16 protein-coding genes, 3 pseudogenes, 1 riboswitch and 3 other annotated features are annotated in these 21,449 nt (G+C 42.2%); of the genes and pseudogenes, 7 read left to right on the forward strand and 12 right to left on the reverse strand.

Features of this window, described 5'->3' with window-relative positions:
• Positions 1 to 177: 177 nt before the first annotated feature.
• The 3 genes from nagA to CJ483_RS01680 are packed head-to-tail and all read left to right on the forward strand — an operon-like array spanning position 178 to position 2,826.
• A complete protein-coding gene (gene nagA / locus CJ483_RS01670) occupies positions 178 to 1,356 on the forward strand; it encodes an N-acetylglucosamine-6-phosphate deacetylase (protein ID WP_120031324.1) in 1,179 nt (392 codons plus the stop codon).
• Complete coding sequence (locus CJ483_RS01675; protein ID WP_120031326.1) at positions 1,353 to 2,075, forward strand: GntR family transcriptional regulator; 723 nt, start codon at positions 1,353 to 1,355, stop codon at positions 2,073 to 2,075. The genes nagA and CJ483_RS01675 overlap by 4 nt, the downstream gene beginning before the upstream one ends.
• 13 nt (positions 2,076 to 2,088) lie before the next feature.
• Positions 2,089 to 2,826 (forward strand): SIS domain-containing protein, encoded by a 738-nt coding sequence (locus tag CJ483_RS01680; protein ID WP_120031329.1) that lies wholly within the window; start codon positions 2,089 to 2,091, stop codon positions 2,824 to 2,826.
• A gap of 51 nt (positions 2,827 to 2,877) precedes the next feature.
• Here CJ483_RS01680 and CJ483_RS24300 read toward each other — a convergent pair whose 3' ends face one another.
• From CJ483_RS24300 to thiT, 4 genes are all read right to left on the reverse strand, one after another.
• Positions 2,878 to 3,048 (reverse strand): hypothetical protein, encoded by a 171-nt coding sequence (locus CJ483_RS24300; protein WP_182916932.1) that lies wholly within the window; start codon positions 3,046 to 3,048, stop codon positions 2,878 to 2,880.
• On the reverse strand, positions 3,045 to 6,668 hold the full coding sequence (locus CJ483_RS01685) for a dynamin family protein (RefSeq protein WP_120031331.1): 3,624 nt from the start codon (positions 6,666 to 6,668) through the stop codon (positions 3,045 to 3,047). The genes CJ483_RS24300 and CJ483_RS01685 overlap by 4 nt, the downstream gene beginning before the upstream one ends.
• Before the next feature lie 49 nt (positions 6,669 to 6,717).
• On the reverse strand, positions 6,718 to 7,161 hold the full coding sequence (locus CJ483_RS01690) for a DUF1801 domain-containing protein (RefSeq protein WP_120031333.1): 444 nt from the start codon (positions 7,159 to 7,161) through the stop codon (positions 6,718 to 6,720).
• Positions 7,162 to 7,586: 425 nt separating this feature from the next.
• Positions 7,587 to 8,153, reverse strand: a complete 567-nt coding sequence (gene thiT, locus CJ483_RS01695) for an energy-coupled thiamine transporter ThiT (protein ID WP_120031335.1) — start codon at positions 8,151 to 8,153, stop codon at positions 7,587 to 7,589.
• 70 nt (positions 8,154 to 8,223) lie between these two features.
• A riboswitch (TPP riboswitch) is annotated at positions 8,224 to 8,325 on the reverse strand.
• Between the two features lie 379 nt (positions 8,326 to 8,704).
• On the opposite strand from thiT, the gene CJ483_RS01700 reads away from it, so the two are divergent.
• Both CJ483_RS01700 and CJ483_RS01705 read left to right on the forward strand, forming a co-directional pair.
• The gene (locus tag CJ483_RS01700; RefSeq protein ID WP_120031337.1) at positions 8,705 to 9,199 is read left to right on the forward strand and encodes a L,D-transpeptidase family protein; all 495 of its coding nucleotides are present in this window, start codon (positions 8,705 to 8,707) and stop codon (positions 9,197 to 9,199) included.
• 77 nt (positions 9,200 to 9,276) lie between these two features.
• Positions 9,277 to 9,618 (forward strand): DUF3243 domain-containing protein, encoded by a 342-nt coding sequence (locus tag CJ483_RS01705; protein ID WP_120031339.1) that lies wholly within the window; start codon positions 9,277 to 9,279, stop codon positions 9,616 to 9,618.
• A 184-nt stretch (positions 9,619 to 9,802) separates the two neighbouring features.
• On the opposite strand, the pseudogene CJ483_RS24825 reads toward CJ483_RS01705, so the two are convergent.
• The 8 genes and pseudogenes from CJ483_RS24825 to CJ483_RS01740 all read right to left on the reverse strand — a co-directional run.
• Positions 9,803 to 9,964 (reverse strand): annotated as a pseudogene (locus tag CJ483_RS24825) (GNAT family N-acetyltransferase); the annotation flags it as partial.
• Positions 9,965 to 10,193: 229 nt separating this feature from the next.
• Positions 10,194 to 11,285 (reverse strand): branched-chain amino acid aminotransferase, encoded by a 1,092-nt coding sequence (locus tag CJ483_RS01715; protein ID WP_120031341.1) that lies wholly within the window; start codon positions 11,283 to 11,285, stop codon positions 10,194 to 10,196.
• A 154-nt stretch (positions 11,286 to 11,439) separates the two neighbouring features.
• Positions 11,440 to 12,248, reverse strand: a pseudogene (locus CJ483_RS25610) (glycine betaine ABC transporter substrate-binding protein); the annotation flags it as partial.
• Positions 12,249 to 12,325: 77 nt separating this feature from the next.
• Positions 12,326 to 12,955 (reverse strand): annotated as a pseudogene (locus CJ483_RS25615) (ABC transporter permease); the annotation flags it as partial.
• Positions 12,948 to 13,910, reverse strand: coding sequence for an ABC transporter ATP-binding protein (locus CJ483_RS01725; protein ID WP_120031343.1), 963 nt, complete (start codon positions 13,908 to 13,910; stop codon positions 12,948 to 12,950). The pseudogene CJ483_RS25615 and the gene CJ483_RS01725, both read right to left, overlap by 8 nt.
• Before the next feature lie 206 nt (positions 13,911 to 14,116).
• Complete coding sequence (thrS, locus tag CJ483_RS01730) at positions 14,117 to 16,039, reverse strand: threonine--tRNA ligase (RefSeq protein WP_120031345.1); 1,923 nt, start codon at positions 16,037 to 16,039, stop codon at positions 14,117 to 14,119.
• Positions 16,040 to 16,086: 47 nt separating this feature from the next.
• Positions 16,087 to 16,314 (reverse strand) — a binding site (T-box leader).
• Positions 16,315 to 16,359: 45 nt separating this feature from the next.
• Positions 16,360 to 16,587, reverse strand: a binding site (T-box leader).
• Between the two features lie 45 nt (positions 16,588 to 16,632).
• Positions 16,633 to 16,860: a binding site (T-box leader), on the reverse strand.
• A gap of 155 nt (positions 16,861 to 17,015) precedes the next feature.
• Positions 17,016 to 17,546, reverse strand: coding sequence for a GNAT family N-acetyltransferase (locus CJ483_RS01735; protein WP_120031347.1), 531 nt, complete (start codon positions 17,544 to 17,546; stop codon positions 17,016 to 17,018).
• A gap of 144 nt (positions 17,547 to 17,690) precedes the next feature.
• Positions 17,691 to 19,172: a PAS domain-containing sensor histidine kinase gene (locus tag CJ483_RS01740; RefSeq protein ID WP_120031349.1), complete on the reverse strand. Its 1,482-nt coding sequence runs from the start codon at positions 19,170 to 19,172 to the stop codon at positions 17,691 to 17,693.
• A gap of 185 nt (positions 19,173 to 19,357) precedes the next feature.
• Between CJ483_RS01740 and CJ483_RS01745 the strand changes: the two genes are divergently transcribed.
• Entirely contained in the window at positions 19,358 to 20,020 is a 663-nt protein-coding gene (locus CJ483_RS01745) for an NUDIX hydrolase (protein ID WP_120031352.1), read from the forward strand.
• 292 nt (positions 20,021 to 20,312) lie between these two features.
• On the forward strand, positions 20,313 to 21,428 hold the full coding sequence (gene proB, locus CJ483_RS01750; RefSeq protein WP_120031354.1) for a glutamate 5-kinase: 1,116 nt from the start codon (positions 20,313 to 20,315) through the stop codon (positions 21,426 to 21,428).
• Positions 21,429 to 21,449 lie beyond the last annotated feature (21 nt).

Consider the following 21,449-nt stretch of genomic DNA (forward strand, 5'->3'; position numbering starts at 1 on the left):
GAAAACGCTTTTGTTGGGAAAACTGTATCACAAAACATTTATAGTTGTCTATACCAATTTTGCGGTTTATTATGATATTAGAATGTGCTTTTTTTCATTCTTTATGACCAATTTAGACAAAATTATGGTGAACAGGTACATTAATAATGAACTTCTTTATAGAAAAGGATGACGTACATGAGCGATTATATTTTAACGGGGGCGACAATTTTTGCAGAGAACGAGACTATCTCTGATGGCTTTATCCGTGTAACTAACGGAAAAATTGCTTCATTTGGCCGCTGCAATGATGGCGAACAATCCCCAGAAATGCCAGTCATTCAGCTTCCAAAAGATAGCCTGATCATTCCAGGGGCGGTCGATATTCATATTCATGGAGCTGGAGGAGCCGACGCGATGGATGCCACGGAACAATGCTTGCAAACGATATCGTCAGAATTGCCAAAGGAAGGCACCACCTCCTTTTTGGCAACAACCATGACCCAATCACAGGATGCTATTCAAAAGGCCTTACAAAATGCAGGAACATTTCGACCTGATCGTCCAGGCTATTCAGAGATGGTTGGCATTCACCTGGAAGGGCCTTTTATTTCAAAAAAACATCCCGGCGCCCAGCCAAAAGAAGCGATTATGCTTCCTGACGCCTCCTTGTTTGATCAATGGCAACAGATGGCAAACGGCCGGATTCGGCTGGTAACAATGGCTCCGGAGGAACCTGGTGCTATCAGCTTTGTTCAATCCCTTGTACATTCCGGCATCACCGTATCTGCCGGACATACAGATGCGACATATGAACAGCTGCTTGAAGCTGAGTGTGCTGGTGTTAAGCACGTTACCCATTTATATAATGGCATGCGGGGCATGCATCATAGAGAGCCTGGAACAGCTGGCGGGGCTTTGCTCATCGACAGCTTGTTTATAGAAATGATCGTCGATGGCATTCATATTCATCCCGAAATGGTCCGGCTTGCTTTTCGCCAGAAAACCGCTGACAAAACTGTGCTGATTACCGATGCTATGCGGGCAAAGGGGCTGAAAGACGGGCAATATGAGCTTGGCGGCCAGCCTGTCGCTGTCGAGGGAGGAAAAGCTACTTTAGCCGATGGTACGCTAGCGGGAAGTACGCTAACGATGAATCAGGCGATCAAGAATATGATGAGCTATACTGGCTGCTCGATCCGCGATATTATAAAAATGACAGCCGAAAATCCCGCTCGCCAAATTGGAATATTTGATCGTAAGGGCAGTATTGCTTTGGGGAAAGATGCGGATCTAGTCGTATATAATGAAGATTTAGATATCCAGTGGACCATTTGCCGCGGTGAAACGGCTTTTTTACAGGAGGATTTTTTATGATTAATAAGCAGTCCCCCTTGCCTATTTATTTTCAAATTGAAACGATGATCCGCCAGCAGATCGAACGTGGCGAGCTAAAACCGGGAGAGGCTCTTCCTTCTGAGAGAATCTATGCGGAAGAATTCGGCATTAGCCGCATGACTGTCCGACAAGCTATTACGAATCTTGTCATAGCAGGTCTTCTATACAGAGAGAAAGGGCGTGGCACATTTGTCGCTGAGAATAAAATGGAGCAGCATCTCTCTGGCCTGACAAGCTTCACAGAGGATATGAAAAAGCGAGGCCTTACGCCAGGAAGCCGATTGCTTACATTTCAAATAGCGCCGGCCCCAAAGAAAATTGCTGGCCGTTTGCAAATTAAAGAAGGCGCGCCTATATACGAGGTTACCCGTCTTCGCTTGGCAGATGATGTGCCGATGGCTTTAGAGACACTGTTTGTTTCCACAGATCTCGTTAAGGATCTGAATGAAGAGATTGTCATCAGCTCTTTGTACGAATATGTGGAGGGAAAGTTGAACTTAAAGATCGGTCATGCCCTTCAATCGATAGAAGCGATTTCTCCTGGTGAAAAAGAGCGGGAATATTTGCAGGTTTCAAAAGACGTGCCTGTTATGCTGATGGCTCGGCACACTTTTCTGGAAGACGGCCGTCCATTAGAATATGTACAATCATCTTATCGGGCAGACCGGTATAAATTTATGATTGAAATTAAACGATAAGAGGATGAGTGCAATGTTTCTTGCTTATATGGAAAAAGTAGCACATTTGTTACAGGAGACTGCCCAAAAACAAGCAGACAGTGCTCGGCAAGCTGCTCACACGATTGCCTCCTCTATAAAAAATGGCGGGATCATTCATGTGTTCGGCTGTGGTCATTCACATATGCTTGCTGAAGAACTCTTCTATCGTGCCGGCGGACTTGCTTGCATCAATCCAATTTTTATCGAAGAGTTAATGCTTCATAAGGATGCCGTCCGTTCTTCTTCGTTAGAGCAGGAGCAGAACTTCGCCTTCTCATTTATGAAGGATATTCCGATCCAGCAAGGCGATGTTTTCATTGCTGTGTCTACGTCGGGCATCAACCCCGTTCCAATTGATGCACTGCTTTATGCTAAGAAAAAAGGAGCTGAAACACTGGCACTGACATCGCTTGCTTACTCTGAGCAGGCGTCTTCCAGGCATAAAGAAGGCATCAAGTTGTTTGAGGTGGCCGACCTGGTCATTGATAATAGTGCTCCTTATGGAGATGCGATTCTTGCGCATCCGCATGCCGATGCAGAGTTTGCCCCTGTTTCAACTGTCATGGGAGCCGCATTATTAAATGGGATTATGGCTGAAGTTATTTCTATACTTGCTGACAATAACTATAAGCCACCTATTTTTAAAAGCAGCAATGCCGGAGACTCAAAAGAGCATAATCACTTTTTAATTCAGCGCTATTCACCGGTTATAAAACTATTCGAAAATTAAATCAGGCTGTTCTGAAAATATGTCTGTTTTCAGAACAGCCTGATTTAGTATTCAGAAAAGTCCAATTTTCAGCTCGTGAATCAGTTTTTTGTAGTGAGCGGCTTCCGATTTTCCGGCAAGCGCCGCCAATCTTCCTGCTACTTGCTCTTTTATTTGCTCTTCTATATCCTTTCTCGCCTGTTCTAAAAGCTTGCCATAGAACGGGAGAAAGCTTGCTTTCATATGCTCCTCTTCCTCGCGGATATACTGGTGAACAGGCGGGATAAGTGTTTTCTCGATTTCATCCCTGATTTGTTTGTTTCCATCTTCTGCAAAAAACTGCAGAGGCGTTTTGTATTCCTTAAACAAAGAAGTAAATAAGCCTGAATGTATTTCTTGAAGACCGGGTTCAAAAATAAATCCGGCGCTTTTTCTACAATTGTTTCCTTCAAGTCAACCGATGGCAGCAGCTGTTTCATTTCCTTCTCAAGCGATCGATAAAGCTCATCCATCCTTTTTTGCATAAAGATTTGGAATCGAAAAGCAGCAGTCCTCATTTCTTGCGTCATCTCCCCGGCAACAAATCGAATGATTTCATTCGTCATTCGGTGCAACGCGGTGAACGTGTCATCAAAAGCATCAAAAGCCGCTGGACTAAAGATCAGCTTAAATTCATCATTATAGCGATAGAAGAGGCGCTGTCTTGCATAAAACAGCAGCTCTTTAATTTCTTGTTGAAAAGCCTCCTGCTCGGCTGTAAACGACCGATTCTTTAAGTAAAGAAGTGCTTCCGTCAATTGTTGGGAAAGTCGCTGGCGATAATTTTGTTGTTCTGTTTCGTCTGCTTCAGCGAGCCGAAGCCGCCGTTTCAACTCGATCACGGCCTCGTCGGCATCCAACTCTGCCTGATGCAGTACGGCAACGGCCAGTGCCTGCTTTGTAAAAGGGTAAAAATAATGCTCGAACAAAGAGAAACCCGATAATTCCAGTGCCTGCTCAACCGGCATATATTCATTTTCCGATAAATTCAAAAGAGCTTCATACTGTTTTTTATCTTCTGCCGTTAAAGAGTGAGCGGCCCCTCTTTTGGACAGCAATGCCAAATGACTTGACACTGGGAAGATGCGCGCTTGCCGAATTCCATTCTTTTCTAAATTTCGTTCTACATGGTGAAGCACATCGAATAAGTCGCTTTTTGTTGCAGCAAGATCAGCAGCATTAACGATAAAAAACATTTTATCTTTCTCGATAAAATTCTTCATTTGGCCGAGTTGTGTTAAGAAAGCCTGATCTGCTCGCGAGAAAGCATGATTATAATAGGTAACAAATACGATAGAGTCTGCACTCGTTATATAATTAAAAGCCATTTCTGTATGCCGGGCATTCATGGAACCCGCGCCAGGTGTATCGACAAGAACCATCCCCTGCTCTGTTAGCGGAGAGGAATAGTAAAGAATAATACGTTCAACAAAACAGGCCTTTTCCTCCATGCTGACAAATTCAATGTAGCTCTCTGCCGTTCTGTGTGCTGTCTGTCCGAGATACTGTTTCATTTCTTTATAGCCCGCGAGAGCGGCACGCAGAAAGGCAAACTGTTCAAGTGGCAAAGCGGTAAGCGGGCTGAACCACTCGTCCTCTTCTTCCCCCTCTCCATTCGCCTCCTTTCCCGGCGTCAGCTTCTTTTCTACCAGCTCATCATGCTTCTGTAAAAGCAACTGTAGACTTTCTATGCTGCCAACCGTTTTTCCGCTTAGCTCTAGCGCCTGATTTATATCTTTAAGCAGCTGGTCTTCTGTTTTAAACAACAGTATGACTGTTCCGTGGGAATGCTCGGCATCAGGCATACGAATTTCATTGATCGCCGCTGTCGTCGGATTGGGGGACACTGGCAAAACCCGCTCACCTAACAAAGCGTTCGCAAATGATGATTTGCCAGCACTAAACGCGCCAAACAAAGCAATAGTGTATTCATTTTTTTCCAAACGCTCAATTCGCTGATGAAGCTTTTCCATTCTCTGTTCCATGTAATTAGCCTGCGACAAAAGGTGGGCTTTTCTTTTTACCTCCTTAATCCGCTCGTCTAGATTAATAGAAACAAAAGCCGTTTCCTCAGATCGGCTGCTCCACTCTTTAGCGGCTTCACCAATAGAAACGAATGGCTTTCTTTTTTGACTGGCTAGTGGTTTTGTCTTTTTAAAAGCCTGAAAAGGTTTTTTCTCTACTTTTTCCTGGCCGCGTACAGCGAGGATAGAAAAGATGTTTTCATACAACTCTGTTTCGTTTGCTTTTAACTGTTCCCTCTTTTTCCAATCCTCCATTTTTTGATATATCTCTTTCTCTTCTTTAGCAAGCAGAACCCGCTTCTTGCGGTTATTTTCCTTTGCCTGTGCTTCCAGCGGTTCAACGAAAGCAGCAAATGCCTGGCGGTACAGGGTCTTCATTTCGGAAGTGACGTCCTTCGCATAGTTTAATACGTAATCATCTGTAAGCATTGCTCCACTTTTGACGAGCTTTACGAGCAAATCTGGAGAAAACTGCACTTCGCATTGGCGAACTTTCTCTCTGAGCTCATCGTTTATTACATCAAATGAGGTTAGCAGCTTGATAACCTCTTCTTTAAAGGGGATGTCAATGTAAGAAAGCCTATTCTCGTTTAGTGTTTGAAACAGCTGCTGCAAGCGCCATTCTTTTTCTTTTTTTGTTCGTTTGCGGGAAAAGAAGCCGCGCACCTGAAAGGAAAGTTCACGGGACTCTAAAAATTGGCGCACAAACACGCGCGCATAATAATCTAAAAGCTTGGCATTGTTAAAAACAGTTGACAGCATTTGATCAAACAGCGGAATAAACAGATTGTCCCGCTCTCTTATCGCTTCTTTTCGCTCATTGAACTCTCGGCGTTCTTCTTGAAGCTGCTGAAAAGAAGCCGTACCTATAAGCCGCTCATCATATTCCTCAAGCTCGGTTCTTGTTTTTTCCCGCTGCTTGTGAAAAAAGCTCATGGCAACGACTAGTGCTTCCTGTAGTACATGAGCCGTGATTTGCTGTTGCCGGTCAGCGATTTTTCCCGACAAAAGAGCTTTCAATTCGCTCAGTTGGTTATAAGCATGGTCTGCCTCTTTTAAAGAAGTGAAATAAAGGACGTTATATGAAAGGCGATGCTCAACAAATGATTGCTGAATACGGCTTAAAAATTCAGTAAGCGACAGTTCACTTGCTATGTGTTTATCGATTTGGTTAACGATTAAATAGTTTTCTTTTCCTCTCTCCGCAAGCTGGCGATTAAATTCAAAGTTTACAGGAGATTGCACATGATTATAGTCCATCATGTAAAAAACAAGGTCGGCCAAGTGAACCTTGGACAAAGCACTTACCCGGTGAGCATCGTCTGTTGAGTCAATTCCAGGCGTATCAAATATGGCAACCCCTTCAGGCAACTGGCCTGTACGATGGGATATTTCCACTTCTTCTACTATATTGCCGTTGACGCAATATGCTTGAATGTCACGGATATCGTAAGGGTAAGGGAACACTTTTATAGTCCCATCCTTAAACCAAACCTTCGCATACGGCTCTCCTTCTTTTACCTTGACAATATTGGCGCTTGTCGGAATCGGACTGGATGGCAGCAAACTTTCTCCCATTAATTCATTGATCATGGAAGATTTTCCGGCTGAAAAGTGGCCATAAAAGGCGATGATATACTCCATGTTTTCCAGTTTTTCGATCAGTTCGGCACATATATAGGCACTTTGCTGGTCACCGTACTTTAAAAATAAAGCATGAAGCTGCTCTAGTTTTGGCAGAAGCAAGGCCCGGGTTGGTTTCTGGTTAGCGAGCCAGTTTTTTAATTTCTCGGTTAACATGCAGCATCCTCCTTTCTGCTTTCAGCGGTATTTTATTTACGCACTCCCCCTATGTAATCTCGGCTTCTTTGCCTATTCCTGGATAGGTTTCTTTTAAAAATGCTACGGATTGTTTGATTAATACTTTTAAAACATCAACATTAATATCGGCTAATTTATTAATATACACGCATGCTTTCCCAGTAGTATGTTTTCCGAAGCTATTTAACAGTTCCTCACGCTTTGTGTCACCCGGTGCAAAATACAAACTTATTTTAGCTTTTCGAGGTGAAAAGCCAACTAACGGTGCGTCTCCTTCATGGCCGGATTTATATTTATAATGATACGAACCGAATCCAATAATGCTCGGCCCCCACATTTTTGCTTCAAAACCCGTCGTTTCGGTAAAAATATCTAGTAATTTATACGCATCTTCCCGTTTTTTGGGGCTTTCAATAGCTTCAATAAACTCAATCACACTGTTATCCGTTTCCTTTGTTTTTAACTCATACATATAGAGTCACTCCTATATTTTCAACTTTTATACAGTCAAAGCAAGTATAACTGCGGAAGTGCAGGTCGCTTAACTACACCAGCTGTAAATTAATAAACTAACGTAATCAGAAATATCATCTCCAATTTCCAGTGCGCTACGATAAAGATTTCTCTATCAATCTTTATTACTCCTTTATTAAGCGCAAATTCTCAAGTTAACAGTCTATATGAGAAAGCAGGAAAGAATCAAACGTTCTCTACGCCCTGTTGTAAATGGCAACGTGACCGGCTTGGTATTTTAGCAGCCCTTAATAAAAAATTTTCTGAACAGATTCGCAGCTCTTCTATAAATATAAGAATAAAAAGCCGGTTTCGGCAAATCTTCTCTCTGCACAAAAAAACAGGAGCTGAATTTAATGGATCAGCTCCTGTTTTATGTGTTTATTAGTAACTGGCCGAACTATTTTCAACAGGAATGGACTGTTTGTAAAAGCGCGGCGCTGTCTTTTTCAAAAATAGTAGTACAGCTGACGTAATTAACATTTCCGGAAGCAAATAAGAAAGGTTGTACAAGAAAGAATAAACGGCGACCGGTGTTCCTTCCGGTGCCGAACTGCCGAACCAGACGACGCCGGAAACGAAGTGGCAGATAAAACGAAATACAGTACCTAACAATAGACCGGCAAAAATACGGCCCGTTGTAACTGGTTTATGGAAAACAGCAAGGCCTCCGAGTCCGAGTACAGCATAAGCAAGAGGGTAATCCAACACGAGCTGCACTGGATGCACAACGTATCCACCTGTCATTAAGCTGATCAGCCCAACCAACAGACCTGTAATAAAACCAGCCTGCCAGCCGCGGCGAAAGGCCATGACGAATATTGGCACCATGACAAGGGAGATAGAACCCCCGAATGCCCAAAGAGCGCCAAACTCGACATAGCTTAATATAAGCGATAATCCTGCCATGACAGCAATTTCGATCATCGTAACCAGTTTGTTTCTTTCCATAAAAAATCCCCCTTTTCTTATCCAAAGGGGTGTACGGATACAACGGATTCTTCCGCTCATGCGAATATTTCCTGTATCTGTCACACTTTCCCTACGCTGGTACTAACCAGATCAGGTTCTTAGAGTTGAGGATGGTTCCTCTCTCAGTCTAACGACACCCCTAGTGGACTTATTGCTCTTACTATAGCATAACTATAAGGAAAATGAAATACGGGGAATCATCTCCGGTGCTTTACAGTAGTAAAAGATGGCTAGATTTTTAGAGTGACTTTCATAGGAAATTATCCATCTTCTCAGCGATTTCATAAAAACTGGACTCTGCCTCTCGGCTTAGTTGTGTTACTGTCTGTTCCATATGAAAGGATTCTTTCGACTAAACGATACAATCTTATAAGGGCCTATTCATATTCTCTTCCCTCTTTTGGATGTGCCTGACTCTTTTTATTTAAAGCGTATATCTTACTCTCTTATTTCATATACGTAAGTGAATATCAGGAGAAGCATCTTTTCATAAATACTTGTTTTAAAAATATATAAAATCAGGTGAGCCGATGAATCATATTGTTAAGAGCGGTGAAACATTGACGTCTATTGCAGCGGATTACCGCATTCCTGTTTCTCAACTGATTGCAGCCAATCCGGGGATCAATATTCATTCTATCTATCCCGGCCAGCAGCTGCGTATCCCGGGACTTCCTGATCCTTCTTCTCTTCCTTATTCAATTAGCGTTTCATTGTCACAGCGCAGGCTAACCTTATTTCGTCAGGGGAAAGTACAAAAAGTCTATCCGGTGGGGGTTGGTAAAATGCTGACTGAAACGCCAACTGGAGATTTTGTTATTATTAATAAAGCACCAAACCCAGGCGGCCCATTCGGAACGATGTGGATGAGTTTATCGAAGAAATCTTATGGCATTCATGGAACGAATAATCCTTCTTCTATCGGCAAGTTTGTCTCTAAAGGCTGCATTCGCATGTATAACCGTGATGTAGAAGAACTGGCTAGAACCATTCCAATCGGTACTCCAGTTCGCATTAGACCTTAAATCGCTGAAAATTCATCTGTTGCAGGTTTGAAAACAAGCAAAGGGGGCATAACGAAACAGTAAAGGAGGAATGACTGATGACAGAAGAAAATCACGCGATTCATAAAGACGGGGAACTGCAGCCGGATATGGTGGATGATACACTTGAACGGATAAGCCCCGAAAGAATGGACAGCATTCTTGAGAATTTCAATTCCTTTAAATCTTATTTGAAAAAAAGAATAGAACTCGCTGAAAAGATCGGTTTAAATGAAGAGCAACTGGCGATTGCTACAGAAAAAATTGCCGACTATCTGGCTGATCATGCCGAGCCGAAAAACAGAGAAGAGAAGCTTCTTCAAGAGCTTTGGAATGTCGGGACACAGGATGAGCGTCACCACCTAGCTCATATGCTTGTTAAATTTGTGGATCAAGAATAGAGTGGTTCTCTTTAGTGCAAACGAAGCACTATTTACGATAAAAGCCTGATATGGAGCAATCTTATATTTAACAGTCAATGAAAAAGCCTCTATGCATTCAGGGGCTTTTTCATTTGTTTCTGATCCTTCTTCTCCCTTCAAATCTTAGAAGAAAAGCGCTTTAATCAGGTTGGCATGTTGTCTCTTACTTTTGATATGGGGATGAGTTCTTCTCTTTCCACTCACTAGCTAACATTCCATAAATAACATGGCCTCCATAATGATTGTATAACCATTCGGCTTGTCGGATCGTCCCCTCTTCTACAAACCCTAACCGTTCAGGAAGGCTTCTGCTCTTTGTATTGTCAGGAGCAGCGATCAAAGAAACTTTTTCAAAAAGAATGTAATAAGGGCCTCTCCCTCGTGACAGCTTGGGTTTACTCGAATGAGTTTGAAACCCGTCTCCCTATTTAATGCTATATGAGCTGAGGCATAGAGAGCAATAAAAAAAGAGAAGCGAATCGCTTCTCTTTTAAGGTGTACCGATCCTTTAGTTTTTCTTTGTTATCAAACTCTATCAGTTTTTGGGAAAATTTTTATTTTACTTCGGCATACTGTTCTACTTCAACTGTCCAGTTGAATGGATCTTGTTCCTTGCCGTTTTGAATACCGGTAATAGAGCTGTACAGCTTTTTAGCGATTGGACCAGTTACACCCTCGTTAATGACCATCTTCTCATTATTCCAGAATAATTCTCCGATTGGAGAAATAACCGCTGCTGTTCCTGTGCCAAAGGCTTCTTCTAACTGTCCAGCCTTATATGCTTCACGAATTTCTTCCATAGCAATGCGGCGTTCGGTTACTGTCAGTCCCCAAGATTTTAAAAGCTCGATGACAGAGTTTCTTGTGACACCTTCTAAAATACTGCCATTCAAAGCAGGTGTGATAATTTCTTCGTTGATTTTAAAGAAGACATTCATGCTGCCTACTTCTTCAATGTATTTCTTTTCTAAGCCATCTAACCACAAAACTTGAGTATATCCTTGACGTTCAGCCACTTCCTGCGCCTTTAAGCTGGAAGCATAGTTACCGGCTGTTTTCGCTTCTCCTGTCCCTCCGGCAACCGCACGAACATATTCGCTTTCAACCAGTATTTTTACCGGATGAATGCCTTCTTTGTAATAAGCACCAACCGGCGATAAAATAATGATAAATTTATAGTGGTTTGATGGCGCTACTCCAAGAAACGGCTCGGTAGAAATGATGAATGGGCGAACATAGAGAGACGTGCCTTCTGCACTCGGAATCCAGTCTCTTTCTACTGAGATTAATTGCTTTAACGCTTCCAAAGCAAAGTCTTCATCCACCGAAGGAATACAAAGACGCTCATTGGAGCGATTCAAGCGTTCAAAATTTTTCTTAGGACGGAATAATAGCACTCGATTGTCTTCAGTAAGATACGCCTTTAATCCTTCAAACACAGTCTGCCCATAATGAAAGACCATGCAGGCTGGATCTAATGAAAGTGGTTGGTAGGGAACAATACGTGGATCGTGCCAACCTTGCCCTTCCGTATAATCCATAATAAACATATGGTCCGTGAATATTTTTCCAAAGCCCAGTTCTTCTCCTTGTGGCTTTGGCTTTCTTTCAGGACTTAAGTTGAGTTGGATAGTATGTTCTTTCATTCGCACTGTCTCCTTGCTGTATATGAATTTGGTGAAAAGTAAAGGGATAAATAATTATATACGTACCATTTTACAATTTTTTAGAATCTTTTCACAATAGTTTAGTGCAAAATTATTGTAAAACATTTTCATTTTTTTGTCCAACCAGATTTTTCTATTTCAAAAGTCCTTCCTCTTTTAAAAATTCCTCCGCCACCTTTTCTGCTTCTTGATTCGCTACATTCACTTTATAATTCATCTCTCGCATCTGCTCATCGGTCACTTTTCCTGCCAGCTTATTTAGTGTCTGTTCAACCTCCGGATACTTTTTCAATGTTTCCTCTCTTAACAATGGGGCTCCTTGATATGGTGGAAATAGATGGAGGTCATCTTCTAACACTGTTAAATGGAACTGTTGCAGCTCACTATCTGTAGAATAAGCATCTATTAAATTAATATCTCCCGACTTGATAGCCTGGTAACGCAGCTTGGGCTCCATCGTTTTGACGAATGGAAAATGGAGATTGTATTTTTTTGAATGCCACGGTAGCCATCTTCACGGTCAGAAAACTCTAATGTAAACCCTGCCTTCATTTGTTTTTCCACTTTTTTTAAATCCGAGATTGTTTTTAGGCTCAATGTTTGTGCTGTTTGATCCGGCACGGCTAATGCGTAAGTGTTATTGTAAGCCATCGGGCGGAGCAGTACCATATCATACTTTTCAAGCAAACCGGTTTGCGCTTGTCGATACACCGCTTGCCGATCTGTGCTCTTTGCTTCCTCCTTTAAAAATTCAGAAAGAGCCGTTCCTGTAAATTCCGGGTAAATATCAATTTCTTTCGCGCGCAGAGCATTAAAGACAAAAGATGTTTTCCCGAGCCCTGGTTTTAATTCCACTTGCAGATCGGTATCTTGTTCAATGAGCAGTTTGTACATATTCATTAATATTTCAGGTTCACTGCCCAATTTCCCAGCAATAACAAGCGTCTCCTGCTTGTTTTTCATGAGGGATGGGGCCAGCAGGAGCACACAAGCTGCCAGAACAGCTATCCCCGTCACCATCAGTGAGCGCTTAAATGAAGCTCTCTCTGCGGCCTTCAGCACAATATCAAAGAAGATAGCAAGCAACGCGGCTGGGACAGCTCCAAGAACGATCAAGGAGGCATTATTGCGGTCAATACCGAGCAGAATAATATCGCCAAGCCCCCTGCTCCGATTAAAGCTGCCAATGTGGCCGTTCCGACAATTAACACCATGGCTGTCCGGATGCCTGCCATCATCACCGGCATAGCGAGTGGAAGCTCCACTTTGATTAACTGTTGATGGTTTTTCATTCCCATCGCTCTGGCGGCTTCAGAAAGTGAGGGATCAACCCCGGTAATCCCCGTGTATGTATTACGAAGAATGGGAAGCAGAGCATAAATAACCAGAGCGATAATGGCCGGCAGCCGACCGATTCCAAATATCGGGATCATTAATCCAAGCAAAGCGAGTGATGGAATGGTTTGAAGAACGGCAGTCATGCCGATAATACTTTCTGCGGCCTTTCTATGCCTCGTTAAATAAATGCCAAGGGGAATAGCGATCAGTACCGCGAAAAACAGGGAAATCAGAGAAAGTTGTACATGCTCAAGCAGCGAGTGCAGCATGTCCGCCTTGCGTTCATTAAAAACATCGATAAAGTTATCCATGTGTCCGTCGCTCCTTCAGCCTGTCCGATAAATAAGCAAGGGCTGATTGTCTCGTAAGCACGCCAATAATTCTCCCGTCTTTTTCGACTTGGACCTGTTCGGCTTGCAGCAACAGGTCAATCGCTTCTTCTAACGGCAAGGTTGCCTGAATCGTCCGGATCCCTGGCTGTTTTACAAGAACGAGTTGTTTTTCAAGAGCCTGTTCAGCTGTGAGTGTTCCCAGTGTGAACGGGCGAGCTGTACCGATAAACTGTTCAATAAACTGATTGGCCGGATCGTTAAAGATCGCCTCCGGGGTGTCGATCTGAACAATTTCTCCCTCTTTCATTAAACAAATTCGATCTCCCAGCTTAAAGGCTTCCTGCATGTCATGGGTCACGAACACAATGGTTTTATGAATGCGTTTTTGCAACTCAACTATATCATCCTGCATTTTCTCCCTGCTGACTGGATCCAAAGCGCTGAATGGCTCGTCCATTAATAAGATGTCCGGATCGGCGGCTAAGGCGCGAGCCACACCTATTCGCTGCTGCTGGCCGCCCGATAATTCTGTTGGCTTTCGATCTCTATATGTATGGGGGTCCAGTCCTACCATGAGTAAAAGCTCATCTATCCTCTTCTTTATTTGGGGCCGGCTCCATTTTTTTAATTCCGGTACCACAGCAATGTTCTCTTGGACTGTCATGTGTGGAAACAGAGCAATCTGCTGAAGAACATAACCGATGTTCCAACGGAGCTCATGAATATTATAATCATTTATATTTTTTCCGTTGATAGCAATCGTGCCCTCTGTCGCATCAATTAACCGGTTAATCATTTTCAAAGTCGTTGTTTTTCCGCAGCCGCTTGGGCCGGCCAGAATAAGAAACTCTCCTTTGCGTATGGATAAATCAATAGATTGAACAGCTATGGTCCCATCAGGGTATTTTTTTGAGACCTTTTCAAATTGAATCATATTCACTCCTCTTTTCTCTTTTTCCTAATTATTTCCCTAACTATTCATACTAACAAACTCTTCTTTTTCATCAAATGAAAAGGCCCGCTGCAAGCAATCAAGTAAGATGAATGTCCCGCATGATCAGGTAAGCAAATGTAAGAACAAAAAAGCCGACTTCCTTAAAGGGATCGACTTTTTTATTCTCAAATGTCCTTGCTCTTTTCTTATTTCCTGCGTTCTTTTATTTGCTGCAGAATTGTCTTCTTGAAGTCAGCCAACGAAACCATTTTCGATTGTTGCTCTCCATACTTTCTGACGTTTACTGTCTTCTCTTTCACTTCGTTGTCTCCTAGCACTAGAATGTATGGAGTTTTCTTTATCTGGGCTTCTCTTATTTTGTATCCGATTTTTTCCTCGCTTTTATCAGTTCTCGCTCTTATTCCTGATTGTTTTAATTCGGATTCAACTTTCAAGCAATGGTCGAGATGAACCGATGAAACGGGGATAATTTCGACTTGAGTCGGTGCAAGCCAAACAGGAAAAGCACCTGCAAAGTGTTCAATTAAAATGCCAAAGAAACGATCAATGGAGCCAAACACAGCACGGTGAATCACAACGGGACGGACCTTCTCGTTATGTTCATTAATATAGGTTAAACCAAATTTCTCTGGCATTTGGAAATCCAGCTGGATTGTGGCACATTGGTGGCTTCGCTTCAAGGCGTCTTTGATATGGAAATCAATTTTTGGTCCATAAAACGCTCCGTCCCCTTCATTTATCTCGTAATGAATCTCTAAGCTTTCGAGGACATTTTTCAATGCTCCCTCAGACATCTCCCAAAGGTCGTCAGTGCCGAGTGAATTCTTTGGACGAGTGGAAAGCTCCACTGAATACTCAAAACCAAACGTGCGATATACCTTGTTAATCAGAGAAAATACTTGCTTAATCTCACTCTCGATTTGATCCTCTCGCACGAAAATATGAGCATCATCCTGGCAAAACGTACGGACTCGGAACATTCCGTTTAAGGCACCACTATATTCATGTCGGTGGACTTGACCGAACTCAGCGAAACGAATGGGCAGATCTCGATAAGAGTATAGGTTATTTTTAAAAATGAGCATGTGACCCGGACAATTCATTGGTTTCAGAGCAAATCTAGCATGATCCACTTCAGAAAAACACATATTTTCGTGATAATGATCCCAGTGACCGGACTGTTCCCACACCCGCTGATTCATCATAAATGGTGAGCGCACTTCGTCATAATCGGCACTCTTTTGCAGCTCCCGCAAAAATGCCTCTAGTTCATTCCTGACAATTTGGCCTTTTGGTAGATAGAACGGCATGCCGGGTGCTTCTTCAGAAAACATAAACAGTTCCAACTGTTTTCCTAATTTGCGATGGTCTCGCTTTTCTGCTTCTTCCAAGAAATTCAAATACTCCTCTACCTCTTTTTCTCTGTTAAATGCTACACCGTACACCCGTTGGAGAACGTCATTTTGACTATCGCCCCGCCAATAAGCTCCCGAGACATGAGTTAGTTTGAATGCCTTGATCAATCCTGTAGAAGGAAGGTGCGGACCACGGCAAAGGTCAATAAACTCTCCTTGTTGGTAAAGAGTGATCTTCTCACCCTGTCCGATCTCCTTTAATATTTCTAACTTGAATGGTTCTTCTCTTTCTTTAAACAGCATTTCAGCTTCTTTGTAAGACACGTCGATTCGCTTGATTGGTAAATTCTCTTTTACAATGTTCTTCATCTCTCTTTCAATCGCAAGCAAGTCCTTTGGAGTCAAGCTATGATTTAATTTCATATCATAGTAAAAACCATTTTCAATGACTGGCCCTATTCCTAATTTCACCTCTCCATAAAGTCTTTTCGTTGCCTGTGCCAATACATGAGCCGATGTATGCCGCAAAATAGACAATCCTTCTTTAGAGTGCAGTGTTAAAATAGAAAGCTCCACATCTTTTTGCAGATGATGACTTAGATCTACCAATTCCCCATCTGCCTTTGCTGCAACTGCATTTTTCCCCAGGGAGAGGCTGATGGAATTGGCTATAGTCTCCACTGTTGTGCCTTTCGCAAATTCCTTTATGTTTCCGTCTGAAAGTGTAACTTTGATTTTTTCCTTGCCTATCATCCTAAACACTCCTTTTAAAAATAAATAAAAAACACACTCATCCCTCAATAAGGGACGAGTGTGCATTAACCCGTGGTTCCACCCAACTTCCCATAAGCTCAATGGATGGCTTATGGCTCTGGTGCTGTAACGTAGCATAGACGGCATTGGATACTTCAAGTTCCCCAATACAGCTCAAAGGCGGTAAATTATTTCCCTAAGCTAGGAAGATTTCAGCCTGTTCTTCCCTCTCTGAAAGCCGTAAAAATAATTCGTGTCCTTCTCATCGCAGTAATCCTTATTTTTTTGTTGGTAAAATAAAAAAACACACTCATCCCTCAACAAGGGACGAGTGTGCATTAACCCGTGGTTCCACCCAACTTCCCATAAGCTCAATGGATGGCTTATGGCTCTGGTGCTGTAACGTAGCATAGACGGCATTGGATACTTCAAGTTCCCCAATACAGCTCAAAGGCGGTAAATTATTTCCCTAAGCTAGGAAGATTTCAGCTTGTTCTTCCCTCTCTGAAAGCCGTAAAAATAATTCGTGTCCTTCTCATCGCAGTAATCCTTATTTTTTTGTTGGTAAAATAAAAAAACACACTCATCCCTCAACAAGGGACGAGTGTGCATTAACCCGTGGTTCCACCCAACTTCCCATAAGCTCAATGGATGGCTTATGGCTCTGGTGCTGTAACGTAGCATAAACGGCATTGGATACTTCAAGTTCCCCAATACAGCTCAAAGGCGGTAAGCTACTTTCCTGCGTTAGGAAGATTTCAGCCTGCTCTTCCCTCTCTGAAAACCGTAAAAGTAACCCATGTCCTTGTCAGTGCTTTTCGCAAATTTAAACAGTTCATTTGAAATTATGTTACATACTACAACAAATGATCATAAATGGCAACACTATAATTTTAAATTTCTAGTCTCTCGACCTTTTTCATTAAGCCTCATTCGGACACACGACGGGTGATTTCCCCAATACCGAAATAAAAAGTTAATCTGACTTTAACTTAGAATAAAGATTAAGATCGACGAATTTGTCTTTCACTTTCTCACATTGTCTCAGTGTTCCTTCGAAAGTGAAACCTAGTTTTTTTAGCACTTTAATAGAATTGACATTTTCAGGCTCCACTTTAGCTTCCACCCTGTTAAAGTTTAACGCGTTAAAGGAGTAATCAATCAAGGCTGATACGGCTTCTGTTGCATAGCCATTGCCCCAATGCATTCTAGCTATGTCATAACCAATTTCAGTTTTGGCATTATCAAAATCCAAGGAATTGTAACCGCAAGAGCCGATAATTTCATTGGATAGCACCTCAACAATAGAGAAACGAACCGCTTGATTATCTTGAGATAACTTTTCAAGATAAGTAATCATTTCTTTCGCCTCGTCTTCATTGGTGAAATGCTGGATATTCATGAATTGAGTTACTTCAGGATCAGCCCATATTTTAAATAAGCTTGATGAATCGGCAATCGTCATTTTTCTTAAATGTAACCGTTCTGTATACAAATCTTTAATCAATACTTTTCCCTCCTAAGGTAAATTGTCGGTGAGTTAAAAATATTGATATCTGCGCATAATTCAGTCCCTTCTGCTTATTCCTTGATTATTATACAGGTTTTTACGGATTATTCCATAAAAACCATCTAAAAGACATTCAAGACACTATTTAAGATCAGTGCCTGGCAGCCGGATTTCTACTTTTGTGCCTTTTCCTTCCTCACTCTCAAAGAAGATTTTGCCTTTGTGATGCTCGATAATTTTGAAGCTAACCATTAATCCTAGGCCCGTTCCTTTTTCTTTATTAGAATAGAACGGTTCTCCCAGATGCGGGATACGATCTTGAGAAATGCCAATGCCATTGTCGGATACTTCAATGCAAATAGAACCATTGGCCGCCTGTTTTGTACAAATGGTTACCTTTCCTCCATCAGGCATTGCCTCAATGGCATTTTTAATTAAATTTAAAATGACTTGCTTCATCTGCTTCTCTTCGACTCTGACTAAAGGCAGCCCTTCTGCTAACATGGGAACTAATTCTACCCCATAGAGTACAGCTTCGGGCCCCATGAAGGCAATCGTATCTCTTAAAATGCTGTTAATGTCCTTTTCGGTAAAAAACATTTCTTGATTTGGCTTGGCGAGCATTAAAAATTCCTGCATGATTGACTCAATTCTATCAAGCTCGGAAAGAATAATTTGGCTGTATTGATGATGAGTTTCTTGTCCCCACAACTGAGTAAAGCCTTTAATAGCGGTTAAGGGGTTTCTTACTTCATGAGCAATGCCAGCCGCAAGTTGTCCGACTGCACTTAATTTATCTCTCTTATTCAATAAGATTTCTTTCTCTTTTAAGCTGGTAATATCTTGTGTGATCACAATGACCCGGTTTTCAAAGCGCTCATCAATGATCTTACGCGATCGAAGCCAGATAACAGAGCTATCTTTGTGAATAGCCTGGTATTCAATTTCTGCTCGTTCTCCGTAAACTTCTTCTCTGGCAAACTTTTTAAATCTCTCCTGGTCTTCCGGATGAATAACTGATATGAAGGAGCTGAGGTCTTGATAGATCTTACTTTTTGGATGTCCTAGCACTTTTTCATAAGAAGGGCTGATATAAAGGAGCCGGTTCGTAAAACGGTCGTATACGCAAAAAATATCGTTAATATTTTCTGAGATGTCGAGGAATTTTTTTTCGTTTTCTTTTAATTCTTCTACTTTTCGATCTAATAAGAGGGCTGTTTCAATTTTTCGAGTAATATTTCTTGTGACGCAAACCGCAGCGGTGAATTGTCCATTGGCATCCAATACAGGTGACATAGAAATTTTCATATGAAGAAAAGAACCCTCTTTGTGCCGGCGAATCGTTTTAAAATGGTGGACGGTTTCTCCAGACATGAGCTTTTGTTTTAAAAAGCTAAACTCACCTTCTAAATGTATGGGAACGACTGGCAGAAGGTCCTCCTGTATTTCATTTAATTTCCAGCCGTATTCTTGTTCAAATGCCTCATTTACAGCAATAATTTTCCCATTCTGATCAAAGACACATAGAGGATCACAAACTGCTTTTAAAAAAGCGTTACGCCAACTATTACATTCAACTGGCAAATGATTTGATAAAATGGATTCTGTTTCATTGGTTTTCACTTCTATCCTCTCCCCCTTATTACTATGTCTAAAATTCTTTTATTTTTCATCAAAAACCTTTCAACAAATGGCGAGTTTTTATGACAATTTCCAGTATGAATGTAGGTGCCCAGATTCCTTTTTACACAATTCTCATCGAATGAACTATAATAAAGACAAACATATCGTAAAGAAGAGGTGCCGCTATGGAAATAAAGCAGTTATTTGAATACTTTCAAGAACGGACGCCAGCCATTTTAGGCAGTGAAAATTTTACGAAGTTTGCTGTTCTTCTTCCCCTTGTTGAAAAAGAAGGAGACATCCATGTCCTGTTTGAAGTGCGCTCACATAAGATGCGCCGGCAGCCCGGAGAAGTTTGCTTTCCGGGTGGAAAGTGCGATCCGGAAGATGAAGACGAGCGCTTCACTGCAATACGCGAAACGGCAGAAGAACTTGGCGTTATACCCTCAGATATACACCATACTTTTCCGCTTGATTTTATGCTATCCCCTTTTGGTACTATTATCTTTCCATTTGTGGGAGCGTTGCCGACCAGCCAATTAAATACTAATCCAGAGGAAGTAGAAGAGGTGTTCACTGTCCCGCTGGATTATTTATTGAAAGCTGTCCCAGACTGCCACTCGATTAACTTTAAAGTGGTACCGGAGGAAGGCTTTCCGTTTGATCTCATCATCGGGGGGAAAGATTATAATTGGCAGGCACGCCCAATGGATGAATATTTTTATTTTTATGAAGACCGGATTATTTGGGGATTAACAGCACGCATTCTTAAACATTTCCTAGATATAGTCAAAAAGTCCGGAGTCTTTTGTGAGCCTCCTCCTCCTCTTGACAAATCAAAAAAATAATAGATAATTATGAATAGTCATGAATACTTAAACGATCAAGGGATTAGTAAACACGTGAAAGGCGCCAGAGAGTGGGACCCACCGGCTGAAAGGTTCCTCGCCGGCAGCTGTTGAACCTGCCCTTATTAAGCATCGCTTATGACAACATAAGCCGTTTTCCCTCGTTACGGGGTTTAAAGCGGGCGCTTCTATGCGCCAATAAAGGTGGTACCGCGGAACAGCATGCCCTCCGTCCTTTTTAAGGAGGAGGGGCATGCTGTTTTTTTTATATACGAGAAAAGGATGATGGATTGTGAAGAAATCACGGGTTGTTGTGAAGATCGGCAGCAGTTCCCTGACGGATGAACAAGGAAATATTGTGGAAGAAAAAGTTCAAGACCATGTGTCTGCAATCGCAAAGCTTCGTGAAAATGGGCATGAAGTCATAGTCGTTTCTTCTGGAGCCATTGCCGCGGGGTTCCGGTCTCTTGGCTATAACTCTCGGCCTAAAGCAGTAGCCGCCAAGCAGGCAGCGGCAGCGGTTGGGCAAAGCTTGCTGATTCAGAAGTATATTTCCTTGCTTGCTCCTTTTGGCCTCGTTGCTGCTCAAATGCTGTTAACGAAGGAAGACTTTTACAGCCGCGGTCGCTTTCATAATTTTTATACTTCGATGTCGGAATTATTGCGGGCAGGCGCTGTTCCGATTATTAACGAGAATGATTCTATTTCCATTGAGGAGCTTACTTATGGGGATAACGACATGCTGTCTGCACTTGTGAGCGGTTTTACCCAGGCGAATGCCTTGATTATCCTTACCGACATTGATGGGCTTTATGACAGCAACCCTGTTCATAACCCCGAAGCAAAACGGTTTCACTTTATTCCTGAAGTGACAGATGACCTGTTGTCGTATGCTGGTGACAGCAGCACTTCTATTGGTACCGGAGGAATGAGGTCAAAGCTCTTAGCAGCAAAAAAAGCGCTATCTCTTGGAGTGCCAGTGTTTGTTGGCAACGGCACAGGCAAGGAGAAGCTGATGGATATTCTTGAAGGAAAAGGAGCAGGCACATACATTGGCGCTCCCTTCAAAAGTCATATGCAAATGAAAAAACAGTGGCTGGCCCATCATGCAAAAACAAACGGAGCGATCGTAGTAGATGAAGGAGCCGAGCAGGCGATTCTTTCAAAAGGAAAAAGCCTTCTGCCCGTTGGCGTTCTATCTGTTGAAGGCTTGTTCCATGCCATGGACGTGGTCACGGTCTTAAATCAAAAAAGAGAAGTGCTCGGCAAAGGACAGGTTTTTTATTCTTCTGCAGACCTTGAAAAAGTGAAAGGCCAGGCTGGTGCACAAGCGCGTCATTATTCTATCAATGAACGGGCTGAGGTCATTCATCGTGATAATTGGGTAACTACAAAAGTATTTATTTAACAAAGAGAACGGAGTGGAGAT

It is taken from the genome of Bacillus sp. PK3_68 (assembly GCF_003600835.1).
Lineage (GTDB): Bacteria > Bacillota > Bacilli > Bacillales > Domibacillaceae > Pseudobacillus.